Below are 24,831 nucleotides of genomic sequence, written 5' to 3'. Positions count from 1 at the left end.
GGCCCTCCGCGCGCATCGGGGAGCGCCTACGCCACCAGCACGGTGTGCGTCCACGACGGTGCCGTCGTCTCCGGTGGCTGGGCGGCGCGCGCCAGGGCGCGGCGGTCGGTGCCGGTTTCCGGCGGGATCGGGTCCCGGACCTCGACCTCCGCGATCAGGCCGCGGGTCGTCGCCACCCGCCACAAGGAGGCGAGCAGTGTGTCCTCGCCGACGTACGCGGGGGCCGTGGAGGCCGTGCCGCCAGTGAGCCGGTAGCGGATGCGCACCGGCTGGACCGGCACCCCGGCGTCCAGCGCGGCCTGGAAGACGGCCCGGCGGAAGGTGCCCTGCGCCCGGCCGCACCAGGTGCTGCCCTCGGGGAAGGCCGCGACCGCGGCACCCTCACGCAGCGCCCCGGCGATCCGGGCGACCGTGTCCGGGAGGGCCCGCAGCCGGTCCCGGTCGATGAACAGGGTGCCGCCGCGGGCGGCCAGCGCACCGGCGACCGGCCAGTGCCGTACCTCCGTCTTGGCCAGCATCCGGGCGGGGCGGACGGCGGCGAGCAGCGGGATGTCCAGCCAGGAGATGTGGTTGGCGACCAGCAGCAGTCCGCCGGTGGGCGCGGCGGCGCCGGTGATACGGACGCGGACACCGGCGGCCCGCACGATCCACCGGCACCAGCGCCGGATCAGGGACGGCGGGATCCGGGCGCCGAAGGGCGTCAGCGCGATCCCCGCGAGCAGGAGCAGCAGGACCGCGCCGAGCCGCAGCACGGCCCGCGGCACGGCCCGCGCCCGCACGGCCGCTGACGCCTCGACACAGGCGCGCGGCGTGCAGGGCGCGGTGGGCAGCCAGGCGCTCATCAGGCCGGGACGAGGGAGAGGAAGTGCCGCAGGTAGCGCGAGTTGACGCGGCTCATGGGCAGCAGCACGTACAGGTCGGCGACGCCGAAGTCCGGGTCGTGGGCCGGTGCGCCGCACACCCAGGCGCCGAGGCGCAGGTAGCCGCGCAGCAGGGCGGGCAGTTCGAGACGGTCGGCGGGCGCGGGGCCCGGAGTCCACGGCAGCAGCGGCCGCACCCGGAACTCCTCCGGCGAGAGGTGCTTGTCGCTGACCCGGTCCCAGGTGGCGGACGCGAGGGTGCCGCCGTCCGCCAGCGGGACGGAGCAGCAGCCGGCGAGCCATTCGTGGCCACGGTCGACCATGTAGCGGGCGATGCCGGCCCAGATGAGGCTGATGACCGCGCCGTCGCGGTGGTCGGGGTGCACACAGGAGCGGCCGACCTCGACGAGCTGCGGCCGGATCCCGTCGAGCGCGGTCAGATCGAACTCGCCCTCGGAGTACAGCCGCCCGGCGACCGCCGCGCGCTCCGGCGGCAGCAGCCGGTAGGTGCCGACGACCTGGCCGGTCGTCTCCTCCCGGACGAGCAGGTGGTCGCAGTACGCGTCGAAGGAGTCGACGTCGAGGCCCGGCTGCGGGCCGGCCAGCAGGGCGCCCAGCTCCCCGGCGAAGACGTCGTGCCGCAGCCGCTGGGCGGCACGTACGTCCTCCTCGCTGCGGGCGAGGGCGACGGTGTAGCGGGTGGGGGCCGTGGGCTGCGCGGGGCGGTCGACGGTCAGTACGCCGGTCATGGCACTCTCCTGGTCACGGGCCGGTCGGTGAGGCGGGGGCGGGGCGCTGAGCGGTGGCGTGCGAACCTCCGCCTCTGTTCTCCCGAGGCCGACTGACCTTCGCGTGTCATGTGCAGAGAGAACGGGTGTGAGGTTGTTGAACGGCTCGCGCCCCCGTGCCCCGGCCGGTTTCGCGACCGAGGCCCGGATGGCCTAGCTGCGCACGCGGACAGCGGCTCCCGCGGCGAGAGTGAGCTGTATGACAGAACCCGGAGCCGGCGGGCGACGCGGGGGCTCGGCCCCCTCCACCAAGCGCCGGCGCAGCGTGAGCGGTGCCGGTGCGGCCGCCCGGCGCGCCGCCGAGGCACTGACGGAGCTGATCAGCCACCGCCTCGAAGGGGTGTCCGCGGTGTGCCGGGGCGAGGACGACGGCTGGGTCGTCGACGTCGACGTGCTCGAACTGGCCCGCATCCCCGACACCACCAGCCTGCTCGCGACGTACCAGGTGGAACTGGACGCGGCGGGCGAGCTGGTGCAGTACCGCCGGATCGCGCGCTTCCGGCGCGGTGCCCAGGACCAGTGACCGGGCCGCCGCAACCGCCCACCGGAAGGACCCCCGCATGACCGTCTACAGCGACGAGATCGTCTGTTCTCCCCGCGCCGGGACCCTCTACGACGTGCTGGAGCTCATTCTCGACCGCGGCATGGTGATCGACGTCTTCGTGCGCGTCTCGCTGGTCGGGATCGAGATCCTCAAGATCGACGCGCGCATCGTGGTCGCCAGCGTCGACACCTACCTGCGCTTCGCGGAGGCGTGCAACCGCCTGGACCTGGAGCACGACACGCGCTCCAAGACCGTGCCCGAGCTGTTCGGCGGGCCGGTCTCCAGGACCATCGGCAAGGCGGGCGCCAAACGCACCGCCCGTTCCCTGACCGACAAGGTGCGCGACGTCCTCACCCCGGACGACGACGAGGGTGACGACGACGCCGACTCCCGTACCGAGGACGCCCCGCGCCCGGTGCGCAAGCGCCGCAGTGACGACGACCGCCCGCGGCCCCGGCGCCGCAAGGCCGAGGAGGAATGAACGTGACGGCCACCGCCGCCCTCACCACCGCCGGCACGCTCGGCACCCTGTACGTGTACGGCATCGCCCCCGAGGGCGTCCAAACGCCGCGGGCGCCCGGGGTGGACGGCGCGGCGGTGCGGCTGCTGACCGAGGACGGGCTGTGCGCGGCCGTCTCGGACGCGCCGGAGTCCGTCCGGGCGCGACGACGGGACCTGATGGCCCATCAGGCGGTGCTCGGCGAGCTCGCCGCGCAGGGCCCCGTCCTGCCGATGCGGTTCGCCGTCCTGACTCCCGACGCGGAGTCGCTGCGCGGCCAACTGCGCACCGATCGGGCCCACTTGATGTCCCAGCTCGACGGGGTACGGGGCTGCGTCGAGATGAACGTGAAGGGCACGGTGGTGCCCGGCTGCTTCGCCGACCTCGTGCGCAGGGACGACACGCTGCGCACGCTCGCCCGCCGGACACGGGAGCGCCCCGGCTACGAGGCGAACGTGCGGCTGGGCGAGGCGCTCGCCAAGGGTGTCGCGCGCGAGGCCCGGGGCGCGGCACGGGTGGTGCTCGCCCACCTGGCCCCGCTCGCCGTGCGCACGGCGCAGGGGCCGGTCGACGACGAGCAGGTGCTCAGCACGTCGTTCCTGGTGCGGTCCGCCGACGAACAGCGCTTCCGGCAGGCCGTGGCCGCGCAGGCACGCGACGTCGGGGACCGGCTGGCGCTCGGCGTGACCGGTCCGCTGCCGTGCTACAGCTTCGTCGAAGCCCCGTCCGCCACGGCCGGCCGGTGACCCGGTGGGACTCGTGACCGGGCTCCTGCTGCTGCCGCTCGCCCCGGTGCGCGGCACGCTCTGGGTCGCCGACCACCTGCTCCAGGAGGCCGAACGCCAGGCCGCCGACCCGCGTGCGGTGCAGGCGCGACTGGCGGCACTCAACCGGGCCCTGGAGGAGGGCGCCATCGACGAGGCGGCCTTCGAGGAAGAGGAGGAGCGGTTGCTCGCCCGCCTCGACAGTCCGGTCCGGTACACGGGACATCGCGGGGGCGCTTCGTGACCGACCTCGGCACCTGGCCCGCGGGCCCCGGAGTACAGCCGGCCGGGCCGCCCTCCGGAAGCCTCGCGGACCTGCTCGAACGCGTCCTGGACAAGGGCATCGTCATCGCGGGCGACATCAAGATCGACCTGCTCGACATCGAACTGCTCACCATCCGTCTGCGCCTGTTCATCGCCTCGGTGGAGACCGCCAAGAAGGCGGGCATCGACTGGTGGGAGACGGACCCGGCGCTGTCCTCGCGCGCCGCGCGTGACGCCCTCAGCGAGGAGAACGCGCGGCTGCGCGCGCGTCTCGAGGCCCTGGAGGACGCCGACGCCGACACCTCCGAGGTGGCCCGATGAGCACGCTGCCGGCCGACCGGGCCTGCGCGACCGGGCCGGACCTGCCGCACCCCACCGTCACCTGCGTGTTCGCCGTGACGGACATGCCTCCGCGGAACGCGGCGGTGTCGGTGACATCGGGCCATGACGGCGGCGGTCCGCTGCGCGTCCTGGCCGCGGGGCCGCTGTACCTCGTCGTGCAGGACGTTCCCGCGGCGGCCTTCGGCGAGGAGGCGCTCACGGAGCGGCTCAACCGGCCGGACGAACTGGAGCGCTGCGCCCGTGCCCACCACCGGGGCGTGGAGACGGCCGCGAGTGCGGGCCCCGTCGTTCCCCTGCCGATGGCGACGCTGTACCTGGACGACCACAACGCCGTGCGGGCCGTCACCGCCCGGGCCGCGTCCCTGCGCACCCTGCTGGACCGGCTGCGCAACCGCACCGAGTGGGCGGTGAAGGTGCACGGCCCCGGAATCGCTCACGCGTCCGGCCCCGCCGGGGGCGGGCCCGCCGACGGGCGGTCGTACCTGCGCCGGGTGAGCGAGCGGCGGCGCACCGAACGCGAGGAGCGCGAGCGGGCGCTGGCGCGGGCCCACGCCGTCGACCGGGAGCTGCGGCGGTACGCCGTCGCGGCGACCCGACACCGGCCGCAGAGCGAGCAGTTGACCGGCAGGAGCGTCCCGCAGCTGCTCAACGCGGCGTATCTGGTCGACGACGGCAGGCGCGCCGAGTTCGTCCGGGCCGTCGGCGAACTGGCCCGCGACGCCCACCGGTCGGCCTTGGAGGTCAGCATGTCGGGGCCCTGGATCCCGTACTCCTTCGCCCGCTCGGACGAGGCGGAGGGTGACGCGTACCAGGAGGCCGGCGCATGACCGTACCCGTCCCCGGCGGTGCCGACCGCACGGCGGTGCCCTGGGACGCCCCGGAGCCGTACGCACCCGTCGGGGTGCCGCTCGTCGACCTGCTCGACCGGGTGCTGGCGACGGGCGTCGTGGTCAGCGGTGACCTGGTGCTGGCCATCGCCGACGTGCCACTGGTGCGGATCTCCCTGCACGCCCTGCTGGCGTCGGTCAGTGACCGGGTCCCCGCGCCCTGGTCGGACAGCGGGCCGCTGTGACCGCCCCGCGCACCCACGCGCTGGACCTCGATCCCGAGCGCGTCACGAACGATCTGGCGGCCCTGGTGCTGACCGTGGTGGAGCTCCTGCGGCAGCTCATGGAACGTCAGGCGGTCCGCCGTTTCGACGAGGGCACGCTCAGCGCCGAGCAGGAGGACCGGCTCGGTACCGCGCTGATGCTGCTGGACGAGCGCATGGACGAACTGTGCGCACAGCACGGGCTGCGGCGCAGCGACCTCAACCTGGACCTCGGCCCGCTGGGACCGCTCCTCGCCGACCCCGGCGTGTGATGACGCCCCGGCAAGGGGCGCGGGGAACTGCGCGACCCGCCACAGTCCACCCGCAGCCGCCGAAGCACAAGAGCCCCTGGGCGCTACCGCTTCACCTTCCGCGCGGCCCGCAACCACTCCTTGTTCATGCTGGTGATGGACATGAGCGGAATCCCCTTCGGGCAGGCCGTGGCGCACTCGCCCGCGAGCGTGCACCCCCCGAACCCCTCCTCGTCCATCTGCTCCACCATGTCCAGCACCCGTGTCTCCCGCTCGGGCGCCCCCTGCGGCAGCACATTGAGATGGTTGATCTTGGCGGACGTGAACAGCATCGCCGCCCCGTTGGGACAGGCCGCCACGCACGCCCCGCACCCGATGCACTCGGCGTGCTCGAAGGCGAGGTCGGCGTCGGGCTTCGGCACCGGCGTGGCGTGCGCCTCGGGCGCCGCCCCGGTCGGCGCGGTGATGTACCCGCCGGCCTGAATGATCCGGTCGAACGCCGACCGGTCGACGACCAGGTCCTTGATCACCGGGAACGCGGATGCCCGCCACGGCTCGACGTCGATCGTGTCGCCGTCCTCGAACGACCGCATGTGCAGCTGACAGGTGGTGGTCCGCTCGGGCCCGTGCGCATCGCCGTTGATGACGAGCGAGCACGCCCCGCAGATGCCCTCACGGCAGTCGTGGTCGAAGGCGACGGGGTCCTCGCCCTTGACGATGAGCTCCTCGTTGAGCGTGTCGAGCATCTCCAGGAAGGACATGTCGGGCGAGATCCCGTCCACCTCGTATGTGGACATCGTGCCGTCGGCGTCGGCGTTCTTCTGCCGCCAGACGCGCAGGGTGAGCTTCATGCGTAGCTCCGCTGGGTGGGGTGGACGTACTCGAAGACCAGGTCTTCCTTGTGCAGGACGGGAGCCTCGCCGGTGCCGGTGAACTCCCAGGCGGCCGCGTACCCGAACTCGTCGTCCTTGCGGGCGGCCTCGCCGTCGGGCGTCTGGGACTCCTCGCGGAAGTGGCCGCCGCAGGACTCGGAGCGGTGCAGCGCGTCGAGGCACATCAGCTCGGCCAGCTCCAGGTAGTCGACGACGCGGTTGGCCTTCTCCAGCGACTGGTTGAACTCCTCGCCGGTGCCGGGCACCTTGATGCGCCGCCAGAACTCCTCGCGGATCTGCGGGATGCGCTCCAGCGCCTTGCGCAGCCCGGAGTCGGTGCGGGCCATGCCGCAGAACTCCCACATGAGTTCGCCGACCTCGCGGTGGAAGGAGTCGGGGGTGCGGTCGCCGTCGACGGACAGCAGCAGGTTGAGCCGGTCCTGGGTTTCGGCCAGCACCTCCTGGACGACGGGGTGTTCGTCGGTCACCGCGTCGTGGTGCGGGTTGCGGGCCAGGTAGTCGTTGATGGTCGAGGGGAGGACGAAGTAGCCGTCCGCGAGTCCCTGCATCAGCGCGGAGGCGCCGAGCCGGTTGGCGCCGTGGTCGGAGAAGTTGGCCTCGCCGATCGCGAACAGGCCGGGGACGGTGGTCTGGAGGTCGTAGTCGACCCACAGTCCGCCCATCGTGTAGTGCACGGCGGGGTAGATCCGCATCGGCACCTGGTACGGATCCTCGTCGGTGATCCGCTGGTACATGTCGAAGAGGTTGCCGTACTTGGCCTCGACGGCCGCCCGCCCCATGCGGGCGACGGCGTCGGCGAAGTCGAGGTAGACGCCCTGCCCGCCGGGGCCCACTCCCCTGCCCTCGTCGCAGACGTTCTTCGCGGCGCGCGAGGCGATGTCACGCGGCACCAGGTTGCCGAAGGACGGATAGATGCGCTCCAGGTAGTAGTCGCGCTCGTCCTCGGGGATCTCGTTCGGGGGCCGCCGGTCGCCCTTCGCCTTCGGCACCCAGATGCGCCCGTCGTTGCGCAGCGACTCGCTCATCAGCGTCAGCTTGGACTGGTGGTCGCCGGTGCGCGGGATGCAGGTGGGGTGGATCTGGGTGAAGCAGGGGTTGGCGAAGTACGCGCCGCGCCGGTGGGCTCGCCAGATGGCGGTGGCGTTGGAGTTCATGGCGTTCGTCGACAGGTAGAAGACGTTGCCGTAGCCGCCGGAGGCGAGGACGACGGCGTCAGCGAAGTACGTGCCGATTTCGCCCGTGACGAGGTCGCGGGCGACGATGCCGCGCGCCCGTCCGTCGACGACGATCAGGTCGAGCATCTCGGTGCGCGGGTGCATCTCGACGTTGCCCGCGGCGATCTGCCTGCTGAGCGCCTGGTAGGCGCCGAGCAGCAGCTGTTGCCCCGTCTGGCCCCGGGCGTAGAACGTGCGCGACACCTGGACGCCGCCGAAGGAGCGGGTGTCGAGCAGGCCGCCGTACTCGCGGGCGAAGGGCACGCCCTGTGCCACGCACTGGTCGATGATCTCGACGGAGATCTGCGCGAGCCGGTGGACGTTGGACTCCCGGGCCCTGAAGTCGCCGCCCTTGACGGTGTCGTAGAACAGGCGGTGGACGGAGTCGCCGTCGTTGCGGTAGTTCTTCGCCGCGTTGATGCCGCCCTGCGCGGCGATGGAGTGGGCGCGGCGCGGGGAGTCCTGGTAGCAGAACTGGACCACGTGGTAGCCCTGCTCGGCGAGGGTGGCCCCGGCGGAGCCGCCGGCGAGGCCGGTGCCGACGACGATGACGGTGTGCTTGCGCCGGTTGGCGGGGTTGACCAGCTTGGCTTCGAAGCGGCGCTTGTCCCAGCGCTCGTGAACGGGTCCCGAGGGGGCCTTGGTGTCGGTGACCGGCTCGCCGGTCGCGTAGTCCGTGTAAGAGGTCATGTCAGCTCACCACTCCGGTCATGACGCCCACGGGTACGGCGATGAAGCCGGCCGTGAGCAGCAGCGCGAGGACGTTCGCGACGGTCTTGAGGGCACGGTCCCGGCTGCGGCTGCCGACGCCGAGGGTCTGGGCGGCACTCCAGAAGCCGTGCCGGATGTGCAGGCCGAGCGCGAGCATCGCGACGATGTAGACGACGTTGCCGTACCAGGTGGAGAAGGTGTCCACGACGTTCTGGTACGGGTGACCGTGCTGGAAGCCGCCGGAGTGCACGGTGCCGGTCGTCAGGTCGAGGATGTGCCAGACGATGAACAGGCCGAGGATGACGCCGCCCCACCGCATGGTGCGTGTCGCGTAGGAGGCGCGCGGCTTCTTGTGCACGTACTTGCTGGGCCGGGCCCTGATGTCGCGGCGGCTGAGCTGGTACGCCGAGGTGGCGTGGGCGACGACGGCGACGACCAGCACGACGCGGACGAGCCAGAGCGTCCACTCGTCGTGCATGAACGGCTCACCGACGGTGCGCAGCCAGTGGGCGTAGTGGTTGAACTCGCCGGCCCCGAAGAAGATCTTCAGGTTTCCGATCATGTGGACGACCAGGTACAGCAGCATGATCAGCCCACTGACCGCCATCACGGTCTTCTTGCCGACGGTGGAGTCCCACACGGTGCGTGCCATGGACGGCCGTCGGTCCGTCCGCGTTGCCAGAGCCATGGCCAGAACGCTACGGACGCTCGGCCGATCGGTCCAAGACATGGTCCGGCTTGATTCCATAGGACGGGGCTATCGTACGAGTATGCAGTTCCAGCAGCTCCAGTACTTCGTGGCCGTCGCCGAGACCCGGCACTTCACCCGGGCCGCCGATCTGGTCCATGTCGCGCAGCCGTCGCTGTCGCAGCAGATCAAGGCACTGGAGCGGGAGCTGGGCGCGGACCTGTTCCTACGCGCACGCGGCAACATCACGCTCACGGACGCCGGGGAGGCGCTGCTGCCCCTGGCCAGACGCATCCTGGCCGACGCGGAGACGGCCCGGCACGAGGTGCAGGAGCTGGCGCAGCTGCGGAGCGGGCGGGTGCGGCTGGGGGCGACGCCGAGTCTGTGCACGGGACTGCTGCCGGATGTGCTGCGAGCCTTTCACGACCGCTATCCGGGGATTCGGCTGCTGATCGAGGAGGGCGGCTCGCACGACCTGGTGCGGGAGCTGGCGCGGGGTGCGCTGGACCTGGCGCTGGTGGTGCTGCCCCTGCCGACGCCGTCACCTGCGCTGACCACGGTGGAGCTGCTGCGGGAGGACCTGGTCGTGGTCTCGTCCCCGGACGCGCCGAGGCCCGGCCGGGGGCGGCGCACGGTGCGGGTCTGCGACCTGGAGGGCGAGCGGATGGTGATGTTCCGGCACGGGTACGACCTGCGGGAGCTGACGGTGGCGGCGTGCCGTGCGGAGGGGTTCGAGCCGGACTTCGCGGTGGAGGGTGGGGAGATGGATGCGGTGCTGGGGTTTGTGGGGGCCGGGCTGGGGGTTGCTGTGGTGCCGCGGATGGTGGCGGCGAGGTCGGATCGTGGCCTTCGGGTGACGCCGTTGGCCAGACCCGGCCTGCACCGCACGATTGCGCTGGCGCATCGCAGTGATGTGGCTCCGCCTCGGGCGGCTCGGGAGTTGCAGCGGATGTTGCTGGAACGTTGACTTTCCGGAGCGCCGTTGTGTGTCAGCGCCGTTCAGGGGTGCGGGTGCGTTGTGGCTGGTCGCGCAGTTCCCCGCGCCCCTAAAGGCATGACTCCCTAGCCCGTGGCGTCCACCAGGGCCAGTTCGTGCAGGCGTTCCGGTGGGCCCGGGCGGGCGTAGTACCAGCCCTGGGCCGTGTCGCAGCCCAGTACGCGGAGTTGTTCGGCCTGGGCTCCTGTCTCCACGCCCTCGACCGTCACCGCCAGGTCCAGGCTGTGGGCCAGGGAGACGATTCCCTCGACGATCTTGAGGTCGACGGGGTCGGCCGGGAACTGCTGCATGCTCTGGGTGAAGGAGCGGTCCAGTTTGAGGATGCTGACCGGGAGGCGGCGGAGGTTGGCGAGGTTGGAGTAGCCCGTGCCGAAGTCGTCGAGGGCGATGTCGACTCCCATTTCGGCCAGGCGGCGCAGCGGCTTCAGGAGGTCGTCGTCCGCGCCGATCAGGGCCGACTCCGTGACCTCGAGGCAGAGCGCGTCCGGTGCCATGCCCGTGCGTTCCAGGATGTCGACGGTGTCCTGGACCAGACCGGGGTGGGTCAGCTGGCAGGGCGAGAGGTTCACGTTGATCCGCAGCGGGCCCACGGCCTCCGCGCCGCCGTGCAGTTCCCGCCACTCGCGGGCCTGCCGTACGGACTGTTCCAGGACCCAGCGGCCGAGCGGCACGATCAGCCCGGTGTGTTCGGCGAGCGGGATGAAGCGGTCCGGGCCGAGGACGCCGTGCTGCGGATGCAGCCAGCGCACCAGGGCCTCCGCGCCGCGCACACTGCCGTCGCCGAGGTGCACCAGTGGCTGGTACTCGATGAAGAACTCGCCCCGCTCCAGGGCCGTCGGCAGCGCGGTCGTGAGCCCGTGGCGGGTGATCGCGCGGGCGTCCGCCTCCGGATCGGCCAGCTCGAAGCGGTTGCCTCCGGCCGACTTGGCCCGGTACATGGTGATGTCCGCGCTGCGCAGCACCTCCGCCGGGCCGCGCTCCCCGGCCGGGCCCTCGACGATGCCGATGCTGCCGCGCACGGTCAGCTCCCGGCCGTCGACGCTGATGGGGGCGAGCAGCGCGTTCATGATCCGGGCGGCGAGCTCGTCGACCTCGCGCTGGGTGTCGGGGCCGGTGGTCAGCGCCACGAACTCGTCACCGCCGAGCCGCGCGACCATCTCGCCGGGCGCGGTGGCGCAGGACTGGAGCCGGTCGGCGACCTCCACCAGCAGCCGGTCGCCGGCCGCGTGACCGAGACTGTCGTTGACGGTCTTGAAGCCGTCGAGGTCGAGGTAGCACAGCCCGAACCGCTGGCCCTTCCCGGCGCCCAGTGCCTTCTCCAGGCGCTCGAAGAAGAAGGTACGGTTCGGCAGGCCGGTGAGGGCGTCGTGCGTGGCCTCGTAGCGCAGGCGCAGGTTGAGCAGCCGCCGCTCGGTGGTGTCCTCCATGAGGGCGAGCTGGTACTGCGGTGCGCCGTCGGCGTCGCGCAGCAGGGAGACCGTCAGGTTGGTCCACAGGACCGTTCCGTCAGGGCGGTAGAACGCCTTCTCCAGGTGGTAGTGCTCCCGCTCGCCGCGCACGAGCTCCTCGTAGAGCCGCCAGGTCTGCGGCGCGTCGTCGGGGTGGGTCCACTCCATGACGTTGCGGCTGCGCAGCGCCTGTTCGGAGATTCCGAACATGCGCAGCAGCGCGCCGTTGACCTGGAGGATGTTGCCTTCGAGGTCGGCCATGCCGATGCCTATGGCCGCGCCCTCGAAGACGGCGCGGAAGCGGGCCTCGCTCGCGTGCAGGGCCTGCGCGACCACGCCCTGCGCCTTGAGGGCGGCCTGGGCGATGGCCTCCTGCTCGGCGAGCGTCCGGCTCCGCAGTGCCCGCGCGAAGCCGGCGGCCATCGCGTGCTGCAGTCGCGCGCAGCGGGCCCGCAGGTCCTCCTGGTCGCCGTCGCCGCCGCAGTACAGGACCAGGTAGGCGTCCACGCAGTCCAGCGTGCGGCTGAGCGCCTCCGGGTCGGTGCAGTGCGCCTCCACGAGGGCGGCGCCCACCGTCCGGCCCTCGTCGGAGTCGAAGGCGCGGGCCCGCAGTGCCTCGCTCAACCGCCGGGCCAGCGGCAGCAGTTGTTCCTCGAACTCCGGTCGGGTCGACGACGTCGAGGTCACCGGGAAGACCGCCCGGCTCCAGATCGTCGCGAACCGCCGCAGTCTGTCCTCCGGCCCGTCCGGTTCCGCGATCACGCCGTACGCCCCACGCCCGCGAACCCGGAGAACGCATACGGATCCTCGTCCTCCGGTGCGGTGTCGGGTCGCCAGCACGGCATCGCCACCAGTCCGGGTTCCACCATGTCGTACCCCTCGAAGAACCGCGCGATCTCCTCGCGCGAGCGCATGATCAGCGGACTGCGAATGTCCTCGTACACGCTCACCGCGCCCCCGGCCCGCTCCTGCGGCAGCGGTATGCCCTCGTAGGAGGCATGGGTGAGCACGAGCAGGCTGCCGGGGGCGAGCGCCTCGCCCAGCTCGGCCACCGCCCCGTACGGGTCGTCCTCGTCTTCCACGAAGTGCAGTATGGCAACGAGGAGCAGGGCCACTGGCTGATTCAGGTCGATCAGCCGCTCCAGCTCGACGCTGCTGAGGACGTCCTGGGGCTTGCGGAGGTCCGCGGCGACGATGCCCGCGTCGGCGTTGCCCTCCAGGACCGCCTGGCTGTGGGCGACGGCCACCGGGTCGTGGTCGACGTACATCACGCGCGCGCCGGGACTGGCGGCCTGGGCCACCTCGTGCACATTGCCGAAGGTGGGGATGCCGGAGCCGATGTCCAGGAACTGGGTGATGCCCTGGCCGGCCGCGTACCGCACGGCGCGGCGCATGAACGCCCGGTTCGCCTGCATGATCTTGGGCAGTCCCGGCATGAACTCCATGGCCCTGCGGGCCGCTTCCCGGTCGACCTCGAAGTTGTGCGATCCACCCAGGTAGTAGTCGTACATCCGGGAAACGCTGGGCACCGAGATGTCGATGCTCCGTGGAGCCCAGGCGGGACGCTCCATCTATCTCTCCAAGGCGTAGGCGATCCGGTGTTCGAGCAGAGGCTACTGATCGCCCGCCAATGGAGCGACCCGAAACGGAAATTGACCATCCGTTCCCGGTCACTGCCTGCGGCACGTGCCGAATTGATACCCGCCCGCATACGCTTCGAACACATGGCGAACAGTGTTCGAGGCATTTCCGGAGAGTTCCGGAGTGGAACGGGAAGAGCATCAGGAATTCGATGAGGTCAGGTGAAGCACGGCAAAACGGTCCGCCCCTCCGTGCGGCACGGAGGGGCGGACCGGGTCGGCGTCGCCGGGCGGCGAACTGATCAACCCTGGGGAGGTTTCACTACTACTCAGACGCGCCGACCAGCTTTCCGTCGGGCCGCACCGCGTACCAGGTGCCGCCGACGCCCTGGCCGTTGGTGTCACCGGGAGCCTTGTCACCGGCGAAGGTGTAGATGGGCGAGCAGTTGATCGTCTGCTGCTTGCCCTTGCCGTCGGTCCGGTCGAAGACCATGTAGCCCTTCTCCTGGATGCCCTTGGTGTCGGCGAAGTCGACGGGCTCCACGAGCGGCCACTTCTTCAGGCACTCGCCGATGCAGTTGGAGACGGGCTTCGGCCAGGCCTCGTCCTTCTTGAACCGGTAGACGGTCATGCCGTTCTTGTCGACGACGATCTCGCCGAGCTTGGGGTCCTTACGGGTGGACAGCCCGGCCTGCTCGGCCTCCCCCTCCCCGGCCCCGCCGCCCTGCGCCTTCTTGCCGTCGGGGGCGAGCGCGTACCACTTGCCGCCCACGCCCTGGCCCTTGACGTCACCGGCGTTGACGTCCTTGGCGTAGCGGTAGGCCGGCCAGCCGCCGACGGTCAGCTGCTTGGTGCCGTCGGCCCGGGTGACCGAGCCCAGCAGCGCCTTGTCGATGCCCTCGCCGGCCTCGGAGTCGTCCGCGGGGACCGGCGGCCAGGTCTTGGCGCAGTCGCCGTCGCAGTTCGACTTGGGCGGCTCTTCGGTGTCCTGGTCGAACCGGTAGAGGGTCAGGCCCAGGCTGTCGGTCACGACCTTGCCGACCTTCTCGGCGGTGGAGACGGACAGCTTGCCCGCGGGGTTGGACGGGCTGGAAGCGCTCGGCGAGGCCGGGGCGCTGGTGCCGGCCCCCACGCCCCCGGTGCCCGAGCCGGCGCCGATGCTTCCGTAGTCTCCGGGTGCCGCCGTGGCGCCCACGTTCTGACTGGCCGCCGGAGGGCTGTCCTGGCCGCACGCCGTCGTCAGCGCCATTACCGCCGCGGCGCTCGCCACGAGCGAAGCGCTCCGCCAGGAGGTCTTCATCGTCAACAACTCCCCATAATCGCAAGGGTGTTGCAGCGCCCTGCTGCGCCGCCGCACGGTCATGAGTACGCATGGGGACCGCGTCCGTGTTCAACGAACGGCCAAATTTCTTTCGGGAACCTGTGACGGGCACTGCCGCTGACCAAACCAGCCGCGCCCGGAAATCCCCCTTTCGGGGCAATTCCCTTGTATCCCGGCGCGTCCCGGCGGAACAAAGCTCATGATCTTCGTCGTGTATGGACCCCTATCGACTCAATCCGCCCTCGCCGCAAGGGCCTTGGCGGTGGCGACGCTGACCTGGGCGCTCGTCGGCGCACCGGCGGGACCGGCGACGGCCGACGCCTGCGCGTACGCCTCGACGGGGCCGGACGGCACAGAGGCGGTGGCGTACGCCGGGAGCAAGACCTGGCCGACCAAGCCGCCGTGCCCACCACCGCCACCGACCCCCACCCCCACGCCGCCGCCCCCTCCACCGAAGCCGACGCCGACGCCGACTCCGACACCAACACCGACTCCGACCCCGTCGCCGGAGCCCACACCGCCCCCGAAGCCCACACCTTGGCCGAAGCCCTCACCTCCGCCCCCGAAACCGTCACCCACGGCCCGGCCGAAACCGCCGCCGCCCGCTCCCCGCCCGGCTGCACCCCCGCCTCGGCCGGCCCCCAGGCCCGTACCTCCGCCACCCCCGGCCCCGGCACCCGCGCCGCCGGCCGAGCCCGCGCAGCGTCCCGCCGCCACGCCCGTGCACTACCCGGCGTACCGCATCGCGCCACGACCGCGACGCTCGAACAACACCATCTCGCCCCTCACCTTCGTCCTGCTCGTCACGGTGCCCGCGGTGGTCGCCGTCGCCGCGCTGCGCGCGCGCTGATCCCTGAAGCACTGGAGGCACCTCTTGCCGGAATGGCTTGTTCTCACCCTCGCGATGCTCGCCGCCTGCGTCGTGGTGGTCGTCATCACCTTCGTACGGCACCGCGCGGCGGCCGACGACGAGGACCCCAGCGAGACCCCGGACGTCATCGAATACATGACGATGTGGATCGGCGTGGTGTACGCCATCGTCCTGGGCCTGGCGATCGCCGGAGTCTGGGAGGGGCGCAGCGCCGCCCAGGACCACGTCCAGGCGGAAGCCACCGCACTGCACGAGATCTCGGAGCGGGTCCGGGTCTACCCGGCCGACGCACGCGACCGCATCCGGGAGGACATCCGGTCGTACGTGAGCCATGTCGTCACCACCGAGTGGGACACCATGGCCGACAAGTCCCAGGTCACGGAACGGGGCGACGAGCTCTTCGAACGCGTGCGCCAGGACGTCACCGACTACGAGCCGGCGACGGACTTCGAGGCCCAGGCCTACCAGCCGCTCCTCGACCAGGTGACCATGGCCAATCAGGCCCGGGTCGCCCGGGCGGAGTCGACCGGGGAGACCATGCCGGGCGTGGTGTGGTTCGGGCTGATCGCCGGAGCCGTCATCACCATCGGGATGATCTTCGCCCTGCAGATCCGCAGAACCACGCGGGAACTGGTCCTCGCCGGGCTGTTCTCGGCACTCATCGCCTTCCTGCTGTTCCTGATCTGGGACTTCGACTCGCCCTACGGCAGGGGCGTGACCGCCTCGGCGGACCCCTTCCTCAACCTCTTCCCGGGCGTCGGGGACTGACCGCCTCCGCACCACGGACGCGGACCGGGGGGCGAGCGACACACCGTCGCCGTCCCCCGACCGCCGTACGCGGGGTTCCCCCGGGCGGCCCACACGGGTGCCCCATTCGCGCGACTGCGATCGCGCCGTCGATCGCGAGTTCATAGCGTTTCGGGCATCGAGGTGCATTTGTGACGCGAGCGGAACAGGTCCGCGGCTGCTCCTCGGGGACCCGGAGGTCACCATGCGCGGGATATGCGTCGCCACGGCCGTACTGCTGGGCGCCGGCGCCCTCACCTCCTGCGTGCCGGCCGCCGACGCGGCGGTCCGGAGCGATTTCGGCTTCAGTGTCGATCCCTCCACCGTCAATCCGGGCGGCAAGGTCATTCTGCGGGTGGACCGCAACGCGTGCCGGGGGGAGGCGGCGGTCTCCTCGCCGGTCTTCGACGTGGTCACCATCGCGCCGTGGCAGTCGTGGACGACGGCGGTGGTCGACTGGAACGCCGAGCCCGGCGATGTCTACGACGTGGAGTTCGTCTGCGAGAGGACGAGCGGCACCGCACGCCTGACCATCTCCGGCCGCCCTCCGGCGGACCACCCGGGGCACCACCCCGGGCCCCAGGGCCGCCATCCGACGAAGGGCGTGCACGCCGGTGAGGGCGGCCCCTCGCCGGCTTCGACCTCAAGGAGATCGGACTCGGCGGTGTGCTCATCGCCGGTTCCGCTTCGGCGCGGCGTACAACTTCACACGCCGCTCGCACCGACTAGGAGGCCGCCTTGACCTGTCGCCCTGTGCCGCCTACAGGTCTTTCGCCCCGGATCCCCCCCCCCCCCCCCCGGGGCGAAGACCGTTCACGTGCGAGGCGACCGACCGTCCGGGAAGCGAGGAGCGAGACGTCGGGTCAGACGCGGCGCTCGGCACGGCGGCGCATCCAGAACACGCCGCCTCCGACGACCGCCGCGGCCACGAGGCCACCGCCGATGGCCATGTCGGTCGGGGTGGCGCCGGTGGTGCTGCCGCCGCCGACACCGCCGCGGACACCGCCGATGACGGTGAACGCCTGCGGCTTGGTCAGCCTCCTGCCGTCGCAGATGACCGTGATGTCGTACGGCCCCGGGCGGGCGTTGTTGTTGATGAGGGCGATGCCCCTCGCCGTGTTGTTGGCGCCGTGGATGGGCGTGAGTCTCGTCGGCGAGAACGCGTTGGAGGTCGCCGTGCCGCCATTGCGGCAGCCGTCGACCGTGATGGTCAGCTGGCCGCCGCGGGCGATCATGTTGGGCATCGCGACGATGTTGCTGGGCGTGTCCCAGGCGACGGCCGCGGGTGCGGAGAGGCCGAGGGCGGCGACCGCGGCGCCGGCGACCGCCAGGGCGCGAGTGTTGGGCATGAGAACCTCCGCGGAAGACGCCCCGGGACCCGTCCCCGGTCGATCGGCGAGAAAGCGCCTCCCAGAAAGACAGTCAGTTGCCTTTCCACGAGCCGCATTTCGGGAATGGTCCGTCCTGGTGATCAAGCATGCCGCGAAAAACCCGCGCAATCGGATATCGCCGCAGGTCACAGTGGGTCGGAAATTTCCGCGCGGCCGCAAACTCGGATGGCGCACCACTGCTCGGACGGCGCACCGACCCATGGGGCCGCCACCCGTTCGCCCCTGCTCCGTCGCCGCTTTCGCGCACGGCGCTTAGCGTTCTGGTATGCGCGAATGACACGGCGACGGCCGCGTCGAGAGGGGATGACGAATGTCTGCGTCCGAGCTGGCCGAGGCGGAGGAGGAGGCGCGGCGGAAGGCGAAGCGCGTCCCGTGGGGCGTGATAGCGCTTGTTCTGCTGACCGGCCTCGCGCTCATCCGGAACGGTTCGGGGGAGTTCGACGAGGGCCCGCCGCAGCCGGCGACCGCGGCCGCGGCGGACAGCCGTCTGCCCGGCGGCACCTTCGCCGGGGCCGTACGGCCGCTGCCCTTCGCCCCGCCGGCCCGGGTCAGGATCCCGGCGATCCGGGTCGACGCGCCCGTGCTGCCCGTGGGCCTGGACGCGGACGGCTGGGTCGGCGCGCCGCCGCCGGAGGACCCGAACCTGGCCGGCTGGTTCACCGGCGCCGTCACCCCCGGCGAGAAGGGCACCGCGGTCGTCGTCGGCCATGTCGACAACCAGCAGGGCCCCGCCGTCTTCTACGCGCTCGGCGCCCTGAAGAAGGGCAACCGCATCGAGGTCGCCCGGCAGGACGGAAAGACCGTCGTGTTCGAGGTATACGGCATCGAGGTGTTCGAGAAGGAGAACTTCCCCGGGGACCGTGTCTACGGTTCCAAGGGCGCGGCGGAACTGCGGGTCATCACCTGCGGTGGCGGTTTCTCCCAGCAGAGCGGATACGCGGGCAACGTCGTGGTCTTCGCCCGCCTGGTCGAGGTGCGCTGAGCGTCCCGAGCCGGGCGGGGGAAGGCCCGCTGTCACCTACGCGTAGTCCCGCCGGGGCACGGTGACGTGGTAGCCGGAGTCCAGCAGTTCGGGCAGATAGCGCCGCAGGGCGCGCACGCTCTGCGAGCGGTCGCCCCCGGCGTCGTGCGAGAGCACCACGACGCCGGGGGCGGCGCCGTCCTCGACCCGGTCGACGATGACCCGGGTGCCGGGCGCCGTCCAGTCGAGGGTGTCGACCGTCCAGGCGAGGGGTTCCATGCCGAGTTCGGCGCCGAGCCGGAACGCGGTGCGGTTCCAGGCGCCGTAGGGGGCGCGGAACCACTCGGGGCGCTCCCCGTAGGCGTCCTCGATGACGTCGCTGGTGCGTGCCATCTCGGAGTGGATCTGCCGGCGGCTCAGGCGGGTGAGCAGCGGGTGCGACCAGGTGTGGTTCCCGACGACATGGCCCTCGTCGGCCATCCGGGCCAGCAGTTCCCTGTGGTCGGCGGCCATCTCGCCGCACACGAAGAACATCGCGCGTACGTCGTACTCGGCGAGGGTGTCCAGGATGGCCCGGGGTGTAGCGGGGGTCCGGGGCCGTCGTCGAAGTTCAGCACCAAGGATGCGGCCGCGTCCGGAGAGGCGCAGCAGCGGTTCGCGGCGGACCAGGGTCCGGCGGGGCGCGGCGCGCGGCGGGGCGTATCCGGTCAGGGGCTGGAGCCGGTACGCGCTGGAGTTGAGCGGGCGGCGGGCCTGCGGGCCTGCCGCCGCGACGGACGACCCGGCGGAGCCGTCACCGGTGACTCCCGTGAGGACACCGGCCGTGGCGGCCGCTCCCACGGCACCGGCGCCGGCGATCAACACCCCGCGCCGGGTGAGCAACTGATCCTTCTTCATGACTCATCAGTCGCCCGGCGGGAGGCCGACGCACCTGAGCAACACCGGTGCGGCGGCACGGTTTCACCCGGACAGCCGACGCAGACGGGTCAGTGGCGGCGCACCAGGGGGAACGGCAGGGTCTCCCGGATCGTCAGTCCGGTGAGGAACAGGGGTGCGGGCCGGGACGCCGACCGGGTAGGGGTCGGTGGCGGCGGCGCGCGGCCGGTCGAGTTTGACGTGCCGGACGCGGACCTGGTCGGACAGCCCGGAGAAAGGGTCGGCGGGCTCGGTCCCGTCCCCTCCGGCGAGGCCGAGCACCGCCAACGACGGCAGCCCCTCCGTGGTGGCGGGCCGCCGTCCGCCCTTCGGGTGCCCCCTTCCCCACAACTTGCGCATCGACGGTACGGATACGAAGCCCTCGGCCGTCCCGGTGTCCGCGATGGCACTCATGTGTCGACTCCAGGAACACCCGGGTCCTCCCGCCCCTCGAGCGCTCCCGCGCGACGGCCGGACCTGCGGGTTCCGATAGCCTCGCGGCGTGACGGAACAGCACTCCCATCAGTTCGAGCGGGGCACGGACGGCCCGAAGGTGATCGTGGCCGGGGTGGACGGCTCCGACTCCTCCCTGCGGGCCGCGGCCTACGCCGGCGGTCTGGCCCGGCGGCAGCACGCGCTGCTCGCCGTGGTGTACGTGCAGCCGGTCCTGGCGGCCGGCGCCGCGCTCGGGGCGCCGGTGGCCGAGACGACCGACGAGATCGCCGAGGACCTGGTGGCGCAGATCCGGGACGCGGCCGAGCGGCTCAAGGGGGTGTTCGAGGTCCGCTGGGAGTTCCACACGTTCCGCGGCGATCCGTACAACGGCCTGGTACAGGCGGCGGACGAACTCAAGGCGGACGCGGTGGTGGTGGGCGCGTCCGAGCAGGCGGGCCACCGGATCGTCGGTTCGGTGGCCATACGTCTGGTGAAGGCGGGCCGCTGGCCGGTGACCGTGGTGCCCTAGAGGCGGGAGCGGGCCCCGCCTACTCCCCCATCACCAGGCCGTCCTGGGCCGCGCCCCTGCTGAGCACGACGTCGCGGATGCGGTCGCGGACGCCCTGTACCTCGGCGCCCTGGGCGATCGCCCGGTTGAGGTTGACGACCCGGCCGGCGTCGACGTCGAACAGCTGGGGGACGAACTCGGCCTTCGTGACCTCCCAGCGGCCGCCCGGCCGTGCTGGCGGGGCGAAGGTGAAGCGGCCGAGGCTGGACTGGTTGCCGCGCGGGTCCTGGGCGCCCTGGTGGTTGTACATCGCGCCGGCGATCTGGTCGCCCATGCCGTAGACGACCCAGGTGCCGTTGACCTTCTCGTACGCCTGCGGGACGTGTGCGTGGGTGCCGAGGATCAGGTCGACGTCCGGGCGTCCCCCGGTCCGCGCGGCGGTGAGGCTCCGGGCGAGGCTCAGCTGCCGCTCGTCGGGGGCGTCCTGCCATTCGGTGCCCCAGTGCAGGGAGACGACGACCACGTCGGCGCCCGCCCGGCGCGCGGCCCGGGCGTCGGCGAGGACCTTGGTCTCGTCGATGAGGTTGACGGCCCAGGGCTGCCCGGCCGGGAGCGGCAGGCCGTTCGTGTCGTAGGTGTAGGCGAGGTGTGCGATCTTCGCCGAACCGGCCCGGAGCATCGTCACCGTGTTCGCCTCGTCCTCGGTCCGGGCCGAGCCGGCGTGCCGTACGCCCGCGCGGTCGAGGGCGTCGAGGGTGCGGCGGATGCCGCCGGCACCGTCGTCGAGGGTGTGGTTGGAGGCGGTGGAGCAGCCGTCGTAGCCGGTGGCGGCGAGCGCGCCGGCCACCTCGGGCGGGGACTTGAAGGTGGGGTAGCCGGTGTAGACGCCGTTCGCGCCGTACACGGTCTCCATGTGGCACAGGGCCACGTCGGCCCGGGAGACGACGGAGCGGATCCCCGCGAGCATCGGCCCGAAGTCGTAGCCGGCACCGCCGGCGTCGAAGCGGGCGCGGTCGATGATCGTGCTGTGCGGGAGGACGTCGCCGGAGGCGACCAGGGTGAAGCCGCGGAGGGCGACGGCGGACGGTGCCGGGCGTACGGGGCGGGGCGGTTCGTGGCCGCGGGCCTGGCAGGCGGCGCCCGCGGCGAGGACGACGGTCAGAGCGAGGGCCACCTGTCGGCTGCGTGCGATCATCCGTTCACCCCATCGTGAGCACCATTGTCGTATTTACGGACAATCAGGAAAGAAGGCCCACGTCGCCTCACGCGGCTCCGACACGCTCTTTAGCCCGTCTGGCGCGCCCAGGGCGGACGGCCGCGACCGTTCGTCGAACCGTTCGTCGACGCGATCGACCGTCCGCCGCACAGCCGGGTACGTGGCCTGTCCCCGGGCCGCGCCCTGCGGTGGCATACGGCCATGACGGCCGGATCCACGCTCACGAACGGGACGACCGCCGAGCACGAGCTCGCCGCACTGCAGCGGGAGCACGGCCGGCCCCTCTTCGCACTCCTGCTCCGGCTCTCCGACGGCGACCGGCAGCGCGCGGAGGACCTCGTCCAGGAGACGCTCGTGCGCGCCTGGCAGCATCCCGAGGCCCTGCGCGCCGACGACTTCGAGTCCGTACGGCCCTGGCTGATGACCGTCGGGCGGCGCCTCGCGATCGACGCCCGGCGCGCCCGGCAGGCCCGGCCGGCCGAGGTCGGCGACGCGGTACTGGAGAACGCACGGGTCATCTCCGACCACGCCGAGCGGGCCGCGGCGACGCTCGACGTGCGCCGGGCTGTGAAGACACTCACTCCGGAGCACCGTGAAGTCCTGGTGCTCGTGTACTTCCAGGGGGCGAGTGTGGCGGAAGCCGCGGCGGCCCTCGGAATCCCGCCCGGTACCGTGAAGTCCCGCGCGTACTACGCGCTGCGCGCCCTGCGCCGGGTGCTTCCGGGCTACGCCACCGACCTGCGCTGAAACCAACGGGCGGGTCAAGCCTCCGTAAAGCGCCTTGCTGAGGACCCCGGTTGAGTAATCGGCTGTTCTCATCCGTGTTCCGGAGGGGGCTGTCAGCGCCCCCGGGGCCCGGTGTCGGGCGACGCGCACGTACCGGAGGAAGGCAGGAAGGGATGCAGCACAGAGGGCAGGAGAGCACGGACGGCAGCGGCGGTGAACTGACCGTTCCCATGGCGTGGTTGTACGCCGAGTACATCGCCGACGAGCTGCTGCGGACCGGCGATCTGATGCCGCCGACGTCCTTCGAGTTCCGCGCCGGGCGGGATGCCCTGGCGCTGACCATCTTCCTCTCCGACACCGAGGGGGAGCTGTCGGGCATCCGGGTGGTCACGCAGCTGGAGACCTGGCTGTCGCTGACCGCGTACGACCAGCCGTGGCAGGAGTGGGTGCGCGACCGGCTGGCCGAGCTCGCGGCCGAGGCCGCCGGGTCCGGCCGGCCCGCGCCGGACCTGGAACTGGCTCAGGAGGCGTGGCGCTGGCTCCAGGAGACGGAGCTGCTCGCGCCCGATCTGAACGCGGTGCCGGGCGGCGCTCCGGTGGTCGGCGAGGACGAGGGGCCGAAGGTCTGGACGCCCGCCTGGCAGCTCGGACTGCCGCTGGGGCACCTCGCCATCCATCTTTTTTAGATTTCTGCGACCCGGGACCAATCCGCGGGCCGGAGCGCTCCGAATCCTTAGGTTGCGATTGTGTCACCGGCTTGAGTGATTCCGCTGCCTGGTCCGTACCGGTGGGAGCAAGGAGTAACCCCACCCGCACCCAACGGCACGAGGATTCGGCATGAGGTCCCTGGAAAGGCATCGCGACGTCGGCGCCTACGCGCTCGGCGTGCTGGACGAGGCGGAGGCCTTCCGCTTCGAGGACCACCTCATGGAGTGCCCTCGGTGCGCTGCAGAGGTGACGGAATTCGGCGCGACGACACGGCAGTTGATGCTGTACCGGCGGTCGACTCCACGGTTCGTGCACCCCATGGCGCAGCCCGGTCCGCGCATGCTGGACGGGCTGCTGGCCGAGGTGGCGACGCGGCGCCGGGCCGGACGCCGGAGACTTCTGTTCGCCATGGCCGCGTCGGTGGCGTTCGCGGTGTCGGTACCGGGGATCGCGATGATGGCCGCGGGCAGTGACGAGGCGCCCGCGCGGATCGCGGCGACCGACGCGCAGACCGGAGTGTGGGCGCAGGTCACCACGGAGGACGGGGCCTCGGGCAGCCAGGTCGAGCTGAAGGTGAAGGACTCGGCGGACTCCCGCGCCTGCCATCTGGTCATCGTCGGTCATGACGGCAGCGAGGAGACCGCGACGAGCTGGCACGGGCCGGGGCACGACGCACAGCCGCACACGATGATGGCCAGCTCATCCAAGCACGCCGACGAGATCGCCCGCTACGAGATCCGCACGGCGACCGGCGAACGTCTGGTGTCACTGGAGCCGCCGCGCTGACCCCGTGCTGATTTGCCAGCCCACAGCGTCGGACGGACACTGAAAGTACCGACGCGGAGCGTCTGTTGGTCCGTTGAGGGTGGGCTCCGCGCCGCCCCTGCGAGCACGGACGAAGGGGCTGAGCCGGTGGAGAACCAATTGACGATCCTCCTTTCCGAGGAGGAGGCGGACGCCGAACGCGTGGCGGAGCTGACCGGCTATTTGCGTGAGGAACTACTCGACGTCGAGGTGGACGACGTCAGCGCGCTGCCCGCCGGGGAGGTGCCGCCCGGCGCGCGAGCCGTGGACGTGACACAGGTCGGTGCGCTGCTCGTGGCCCTGGGCAGCTCGGCGACCGCCCTGAACCAGGTCGTGACCGTGATCCGGTCGTGGCTGGGCAGGGCCCACGACACCCGTCCCTCGTTGCACCTGGAGATGGACGGCGACGTCCTGGAGGTGTCCGAGGCGACCGACGAGCAGGTCGAGGACGCGTTCAAGGCCTTCGTCCAACGCCATGCCCCGGCCGGAGCGCCGCCATGACCGACTCCCGGCACGCGCTGATCATCGCCAACGACCGCTACGCCGACCAGGGGCTCAAGAAGCTCCGGGCGCCCGCGCAGGACGCCGCGGCTCTCGCCGGGGTCCTGCACGACGCGCGGATCGGCGACTTCGAGGTGGAGGTGGTGCGCAACGCGTCCGCCGACGCCATGCGCAGGCACATCCAGCGCTTCTTCAACGACCGCCGTCGCGACGACACCCTCCTGCTGCACTTCTCCTGCCACGGCCTCAAGAGCGAGTCCGGCGAGCTGTACTTCGCCGCCGGCGACACCGAGCCCCCGCTGCTGGACGCCACGGCGATTCCCGCCCAGTTCGTCCGCGGGTGCATGTCCCGCACGAAGGCCGGCCGGACCGTCCTCTTCCTGGACTGCTGCTACGGAGGCGCCTTCTCCCGGGGCTCGTCCTCCGTGCGCGCTTCGGGGGATGTGAACGTCCTCGAGTCCTTCCCGAGCGACAAGCCGGCCGGCGGGCGCGGCTGGGCCGTCATCACGGCGTCCGACTCCATGGAGTACGCCTTCGAGGGGGACCAGCTCGCCGAGAACTCCGCTCCGCGCCCCTCGGTGTTCACGCACGCGGTGGTGCAGGGCCTGGGGACCGGCGAGGCCGACCTCGACGCGGACGGCGAGGTGTCCCTGGACGACCTGTACGACTACGTCTACGAGCACGTCCGGGAGCAGAACCCCAACCAGACGCCGAAGAAGACGGTGGAGATGCGGGGTGAGTTCCATCTGGCGCAC

General features: G+C 71.7%; 30 protein-coding genes and 2 pseudogenes. 19 read left to right on the top strand and 13 right to left on the bottom strand.

The window, feature by feature from the left end; genetic code table 11:
- Positions 1-26: 26 nt before the first annotated feature.
- On the bottom strand, positions 27-842 hold the full coding sequence (locus SSQG_RS34315) for a lysophospholipid acyltransferase family protein (RefSeq protein ID WP_003994578.1): 816 nt from the start codon (positions 840-842) through the stop codon (positions 27-29).
- A complete protein-coding gene (locus tag SSQG_RS34310) occupies positions 842-1,609 on the bottom strand; it encodes a GNAT family N-acetyltransferase (RefSeq protein WP_003994577.1) in 768 nt (255 codons plus the stop codon). The genes SSQG_RS34315 and SSQG_RS34310 overlap by 1 nt, the downstream gene beginning before the upstream one ends.
- A 238-nt stretch (positions 1,610-1,847) precedes the next feature.
- On the opposite strand from SSQG_RS34310, the gene gvpO reads away from it, so the two are divergent.
- The 8 genes from gvpO to SSQG_RS34270 are packed head-to-tail and all read left to right on the top strand — an operon-like array spanning position 1,848 to position 5,423.
- Positions 1,848-2,171: a gas vesicle protein GvpO gene (gvpO, locus tag SSQG_RS34305; protein ID WP_003994576.1), complete on the top strand. Its 324-nt coding sequence runs from the start codon at positions 1,848-1,850 to the stop codon at positions 2,169-2,171.
- A gap of 37 nt (positions 2,172-2,208) precedes the next feature.
- A complete protein-coding gene (locus SSQG_RS34300; protein WP_003994575.1) occupies positions 2,209-2,673 on the top strand; it encodes a gas vesicle structural protein GvpA in 465 nt (154 codons plus the stop codon).
- On the top strand, positions 2,670-3,437 hold the full coding sequence (locus SSQG_RS34295) for a GvpL/GvpF family gas vesicle protein (RefSeq protein ID WP_003994574.1): 768 nt from the start codon (positions 2,670-2,672) through the stop codon (positions 3,435-3,437). Before SSQG_RS34300 ends, SSQG_RS34295 begins: the two co-directional genes overlap by 4 nt.
- Before the next feature lie 4 nt (positions 3,438-3,441).
- A complete protein-coding gene (locus tag SSQG_RS34290) occupies positions 3,442-3,699 on the top strand; it encodes a gas vesicle protein GvpG (protein WP_003994573.1) in 258 nt (85 codons plus the stop codon).
- Complete coding sequence (locus tag SSQG_RS34285) at positions 3,696-4,040, top strand: gas vesicle protein (RefSeq protein ID WP_003994572.1); 345 nt, start codon at positions 3,696-3,698, stop codon at positions 4,038-4,040. The genes SSQG_RS34290 and SSQG_RS34285 overlap by 4 nt, the downstream gene beginning before the upstream one ends.
- The gene (locus SSQG_RS34280) at positions 4,037-4,888 is read left to right on the top strand and encodes a GvpL/GvpF family gas vesicle protein (protein WP_003994571.1); all 852 of its coding nucleotides are present in this window, start codon (positions 4,037-4,039) and stop codon (positions 4,886-4,888) included. Before SSQG_RS34285 ends, SSQG_RS34280 begins: the two co-directional genes overlap by 4 nt.
- The gene (locus tag SSQG_RS34275) at positions 4,885-5,133 is read left to right on the top strand and encodes a gas vesicle protein (protein WP_208865687.1); all 249 of its coding nucleotides are present in this window, start codon (positions 4,885-4,887) and stop codon (positions 5,131-5,133) included. Before SSQG_RS34280 ends, SSQG_RS34275 begins: the two co-directional genes overlap by 4 nt.
- On the top strand, positions 5,130-5,423 hold the full coding sequence (locus SSQG_RS34270) for a gas vesicle protein K (RefSeq protein WP_003994569.1): 294 nt from the start codon (positions 5,130-5,132) through the stop codon (positions 5,421-5,423). The genes SSQG_RS34275 and SSQG_RS34270 overlap by 4 nt, the downstream gene beginning before the upstream one ends.
- Positions 5,424-5,506: 83 nt before the next feature.
- Here SSQG_RS34270 and SSQG_RS34265 read toward each other — a convergent pair whose 3' ends face one another.
- The 3 genes from SSQG_RS34265 to SSQG_RS34255 are packed head-to-tail and all read right to left on the bottom strand — an operon-like array spanning position 5,507 to position 8,872.
- Positions 5,507-6,253 carry a succinate dehydrogenase/fumarate reductase iron-sulfur subunit gene (locus SSQG_RS34265; RefSeq protein ID WP_003994568.1) on the bottom strand — a complete coding sequence of 249 codons (747 nt, stop codon included), beginning with the start codon at positions 6,251-6,253 and terminating at the stop codon, positions 5,507-5,509.
- Positions 6,250-8,199: a fumarate reductase/succinate dehydrogenase flavoprotein subunit gene (locus tag SSQG_RS34260; protein WP_003994567.1), complete on the bottom strand. Its 1,950-nt coding sequence runs from the start codon at positions 8,197-8,199 to the stop codon at positions 6,250-6,252. Before SSQG_RS34260 ends, SSQG_RS34265 begins: the two co-directional genes overlap by 4 nt.
- A gap of 1 nt (position 8,200) precedes the next feature.
- A complete protein-coding gene (locus SSQG_RS34255; RefSeq protein WP_039934237.1) occupies positions 8,201-8,872 on the bottom strand; it encodes a succinate dehydrogenase in 672 nt (223 codons plus the stop codon).
- A 118-nt stretch (positions 8,873-8,990) separates the two neighbouring features.
- Between SSQG_RS34255 and SSQG_RS34250 the strand changes: the two genes are divergently transcribed.
- Entirely contained in the window at positions 8,991-9,875 is an 885-nt protein-coding gene (locus SSQG_RS34250) for a LysR family transcriptional regulator (RefSeq protein ID WP_003994565.1), read from the top strand.
- A gap of 95 nt (positions 9,876-9,970) precedes the next feature.
- Here the strand turns inward: SSQG_RS34250 and SSQG_RS34245 are convergent, their stop codons facing one another.
- The 4 genes from SSQG_RS34245 to SSQG_RS43240 all read right to left on the bottom strand — a co-directional run bounded on the left by SSQG_RS34245 (position 9,971) and on the right by SSQG_RS43240 (position 14,650).
- Complete coding sequence (locus tag SSQG_RS34245) at positions 9,971-12,115, bottom strand: putative bifunctional diguanylate cyclase/phosphodiesterase (protein WP_003994564.1); 2,145 nt, start codon at positions 12,113-12,115, stop codon at positions 9,971-9,973.
- Positions 12,112-12,924: an SAM-dependent methyltransferase gene (locus tag SSQG_RS34240; protein WP_003994563.1), complete on the bottom strand. Its 813-nt coding sequence runs from the start codon at positions 12,922-12,924 to the stop codon at positions 12,112-12,114. The genes SSQG_RS34245 and SSQG_RS34240 overlap by 4 nt, the downstream gene beginning before the upstream one ends.
- A 334-nt stretch (positions 12,925-13,258) precedes the next feature.
- Entirely contained in the window at positions 13,259-14,233 is a 975-nt protein-coding gene (locus SSQG_RS34235) for an SCO0930 family lipoprotein (RefSeq protein ID WP_003994562.1), read from the bottom strand.
- A 252-nt stretch (positions 14,234-14,485) separates the two neighbouring features.
- Positions 14,486-14,650: a hypothetical protein gene (locus SSQG_RS43240; RefSeq protein WP_244299341.1), complete on the bottom strand. Its 165-nt coding sequence runs from the start codon at positions 14,648-14,650 to the stop codon at positions 14,486-14,488.
- A 325-nt stretch (positions 14,651-14,975) separates the two neighbouring features.
- Here SSQG_RS43240 and SSQG_RS43575 point away from each other — a divergent pair, with 325 nt between their 5' ends.
- The 3 genes from SSQG_RS43575 to SSQG_RS34215 all read left to right on the top strand — a co-directional run bounded on the left by SSQG_RS43575 (position 14,976) and on the right by SSQG_RS34215 (position 16,653).
- Positions 14,976-15,104, top strand: coding sequence for a hypothetical protein (locus tag SSQG_RS43575; RefSeq protein WP_039934235.1), 129 nt, complete (start codon positions 14,976-14,978; stop codon positions 15,102-15,104).
- Positions 15,105-15,128: 24 nt separating this feature from the next.
- Positions 15,129-15,893, top strand: a complete 765-nt coding sequence (locus SSQG_RS34220; protein ID WP_003994560.1) for a DUF4239 domain-containing protein — start codon at positions 15,129-15,131, stop codon at positions 15,891-15,893.
- A 223-nt stretch (positions 15,894-16,116) separates the two neighbouring features.
- The gene (locus SSQG_RS34215; protein ID WP_003994559.1) at positions 16,117-16,653 is read left to right on the top strand and encodes a hypothetical protein; all 537 of its coding nucleotides are present in this window, start codon (positions 16,117-16,119) and stop codon (positions 16,651-16,653) included.
- Between the two features lie 121 nt (positions 16,654-16,774).
- Here SSQG_RS34215 and SSQG_RS34210 read toward each other — a convergent pair whose 3' ends face one another.
- Entirely contained in the window at positions 16,775-17,260 is a 486-nt protein-coding gene (locus SSQG_RS34210; RefSeq protein WP_003994558.1) for a hypothetical protein, read from the bottom strand.
- A 352-nt stretch (positions 17,261-17,612) separates the two neighbouring features.
- On the opposite strand from SSQG_RS34210, the gene SSQG_RS34205 reads away from it, so the two are divergent.
- Positions 17,613-18,284 carry a class F sortase gene (locus tag SSQG_RS34205; protein ID WP_003994557.1) on the top strand — a complete coding sequence of 224 codons (672 nt, stop codon included), beginning with the start codon at positions 17,613-17,615 and terminating at the stop codon, positions 18,282-18,284.
- 36 nt (positions 18,285-18,320) lie between these two features.
- Here SSQG_RS34205 and SSQG_RS34200 read toward each other — a convergent pair.
- Both SSQG_RS34200 and SSQG_RS34195 read right to left on the bottom strand, forming a co-directional pair.
- Positions 18,321-19,160, bottom strand: a pseudogene (locus SSQG_RS34200) (polysaccharide deacetylase family protein).
- 63 nt (positions 19,161-19,223) lie between these two features.
- Entirely contained in the window at positions 19,224-19,592 is a 369-nt protein-coding gene (locus tag SSQG_RS34195) for a hypothetical protein (protein ID WP_003994555.1), read from the bottom strand.
- A gap of 88 nt (positions 19,593-19,680) precedes the next feature.
- On the opposite strand from SSQG_RS34195, the gene SSQG_RS34190 reads away from it, so the two are divergent.
- Positions 19,681-20,142, top strand: a complete 462-nt coding sequence (locus tag SSQG_RS34190; RefSeq protein WP_003994554.1) for a universal stress protein — start codon at positions 19,681-19,683, stop codon at positions 20,140-20,142.
- Positions 20,143-20,161: 19 nt separating this feature from the next.
- On the opposite strand, the gene SSQG_RS34185 is transcribed toward SSQG_RS34190, so the two are convergent.
- A complete protein-coding gene (locus SSQG_RS34185; RefSeq protein ID WP_003994553.1) occupies positions 20,162-21,316 on the bottom strand; it encodes a CapA family protein in 1,155 nt (384 codons plus the stop codon).
- A gap of 222 nt (positions 21,317-21,538) precedes the next feature.
- Here SSQG_RS34185 and SSQG_RS34180 point away from each other — a divergent pair, with 222 nt between their 5' ends.
- From SSQG_RS34180 to SSQG_RS44155, 5 genes and pseudogenes are all read left to right on the top strand, one after another.
- A complete protein-coding gene (locus SSQG_RS34180) occupies positions 21,539-22,084 on the top strand; it encodes a sigma-70 family RNA polymerase sigma factor (protein WP_003994552.1) in 546 nt (181 codons plus the stop codon).
- A gap of 152 nt (positions 22,085-22,236) precedes the next feature.
- Entirely contained in the window at positions 22,237-22,749 is a 513-nt protein-coding gene (locus tag SSQG_RS34175) for a hypothetical protein (protein WP_003994551.1), read from the top strand.
- 151 nt (positions 22,750-22,900) lie between these two features.
- Positions 22,901-23,557, top strand: a complete 657-nt coding sequence (locus SSQG_RS34170) for a zf-HC2 domain-containing protein (protein WP_039934232.1) — start codon at positions 22,901-22,903, stop codon at positions 23,555-23,557.
- Between the two features lie 138 nt (positions 23,558-23,695).
- Entirely contained in the window at positions 23,696-24,076 is a 381-nt protein-coding gene (locus tag SSQG_RS34165) for a hypothetical protein (protein WP_039934231.1), read from the top strand.
- Positions 24,073-24,789 (top strand): annotated as a pseudogene (locus tag SSQG_RS44155) (caspase family protein); the annotation flags it as partial. The gene SSQG_RS34165 and the pseudogene SSQG_RS44155, both read left to right, overlap by 4 nt.
- Positions 24,790-24,831: the final 42 nt, after the last annotated feature.

The organism is Streptomyces viridochromogenes DSM 40736 (genome assembly GCF_000158955.1).
GTDB classification, from domain to species: domain Bacteria; phylum Actinomycetota; class Actinomycetes; order Streptomycetales; family Streptomycetaceae; genus Streptomyces; species Streptomyces venetus.
This window is presented reverse-complemented; position numbering and strand designations above follow the sequence as displayed.

Coding starts and splice junctions, on each gene's coding strand:
- SSQG_RS34315 (WP_003994578.1), bottom strand. CDS start 842: ATGAGCGCCTGGCTGCCCACCGCGCCCTGCACGCCGCGCGCCTGTGTC.
- SSQG_RS34310 (WP_003994577.1), bottom strand. CDS start 1,609: ATGACCGGCGTACTGACCGTCGACCGCCCCGCGCAGCCCACGGCCCCC.
- gvpO (WP_003994576.1), top strand. CDS start 1,848: ATGACAGAACCCGGAGCCGGCGGGCGACGCGGGGGCTCGGCCCCCTCC.
- SSQG_RS34300 (WP_003994575.1), top strand. CDS start 2,209: ATGACCGTCTACAGCGACGAGATCGTCTGTTCTCCCCGCGCCGGGACC.
- SSQG_RS34295 (WP_003994574.1), top strand. CDS start 2,670: ATGAACGTGACGGCCACCGCCGCCCTCACCACCGCCGGCACGCTCGGC.
- SSQG_RS34280 (WP_003994571.1), top strand. CDS start 4,037: ATGAGCACGCTGCCGGCCGACCGGGCCTGCGCGACCGGGCCGGACCTG.
- SSQG_RS34275 (WP_208865687.1), top strand. CDS start 4,885: ATGACCGTACCCGTCCCCGGCGGTGCCGACCGCACGGCGGTGCCCTGG.
- SSQG_RS34265 (WP_003994568.1), bottom strand. CDS start 6,253: ATGAAGCTCACCCTGCGCGTCTGGCGGCAGAAGAACGCCGACGCCGAC.
- SSQG_RS34260 (WP_003994567.1), bottom strand. CDS start 8,199: ATGACCTCTTACACGGACTACGCGACCGGCGAGCCGGTCACCGACACC.
- SSQG_RS34255 (WP_039934237.1), bottom strand. CDS start 8,872: ATGGCACGCACCGTGTGGGACTCCACCGTCGGCAAGAAGACCGTGATG.
- SSQG_RS34250 (WP_003994565.1), top strand. CDS start 8,991: ATGCAGTTCCAGCAGCTCCAGTACTTCGTGGCCGTCGCCGAGACCCGG.
- SSQG_RS34240 (WP_003994563.1), bottom strand. CDS start 12,924: ATGGAGCGTCCCGCCTGGGCTCCACGGAGCATCGACATCTCGGTGCCC.
- SSQG_RS34235 (WP_003994562.1), bottom strand. CDS start 14,233: ATGAAGACCTCCTGGCGGAGCGCTTCGCTCGTGGCGAGCGCCGCGGCG.
- SSQG_RS34215 (WP_003994559.1), top strand. CDS start 16,117: ATGCGCGGGATATGCGTCGCCACGGCCGTACTGCTGGGCGCCGGCGCC.
- SSQG_RS34210 (WP_003994558.1), bottom strand. CDS start 17,260: ATGCCCAACACTCGCGCCCTGGCGGTCGCCGGCGCCGCGGTCGCCGCC.
- SSQG_RS34205 (WP_003994557.1), top strand. CDS start 17,613: ATGTCTGCGTCCGAGCTGGCCGAGGCGGAGGAGGAGGCGCGGCGGAAG.
- SSQG_RS34195 (WP_003994555.1), bottom strand. CDS start 19,592: ATGAGTGCCATCGCGGACACCGGGACGGCCGAGGGCTTCGTATCCGTA.
- SSQG_RS34185 (WP_003994553.1), bottom strand. CDS start 21,316: ATGATCGCACGCAGCCGACAGGTGGCCCTCGCTCTGACCGTCGTCCTC.
- SSQG_RS34180 (WP_003994552.1), top strand. CDS start 21,539: ATGACGGCCGGATCCACGCTCACGAACGGGACGACCGCCGAGCACGAG.
- SSQG_RS34175 (WP_003994551.1), top strand. CDS start 22,237: ATGCAGCACAGAGGGCAGGAGAGCACGGACGGCAGCGGCGGTGAACTG.
- SSQG_RS34170 (WP_039934232.1), top strand. CDS start 22,901: ATGAGGTCCCTGGAAAGGCATCGCGACGTCGGCGCCTACGCGCTCGGC.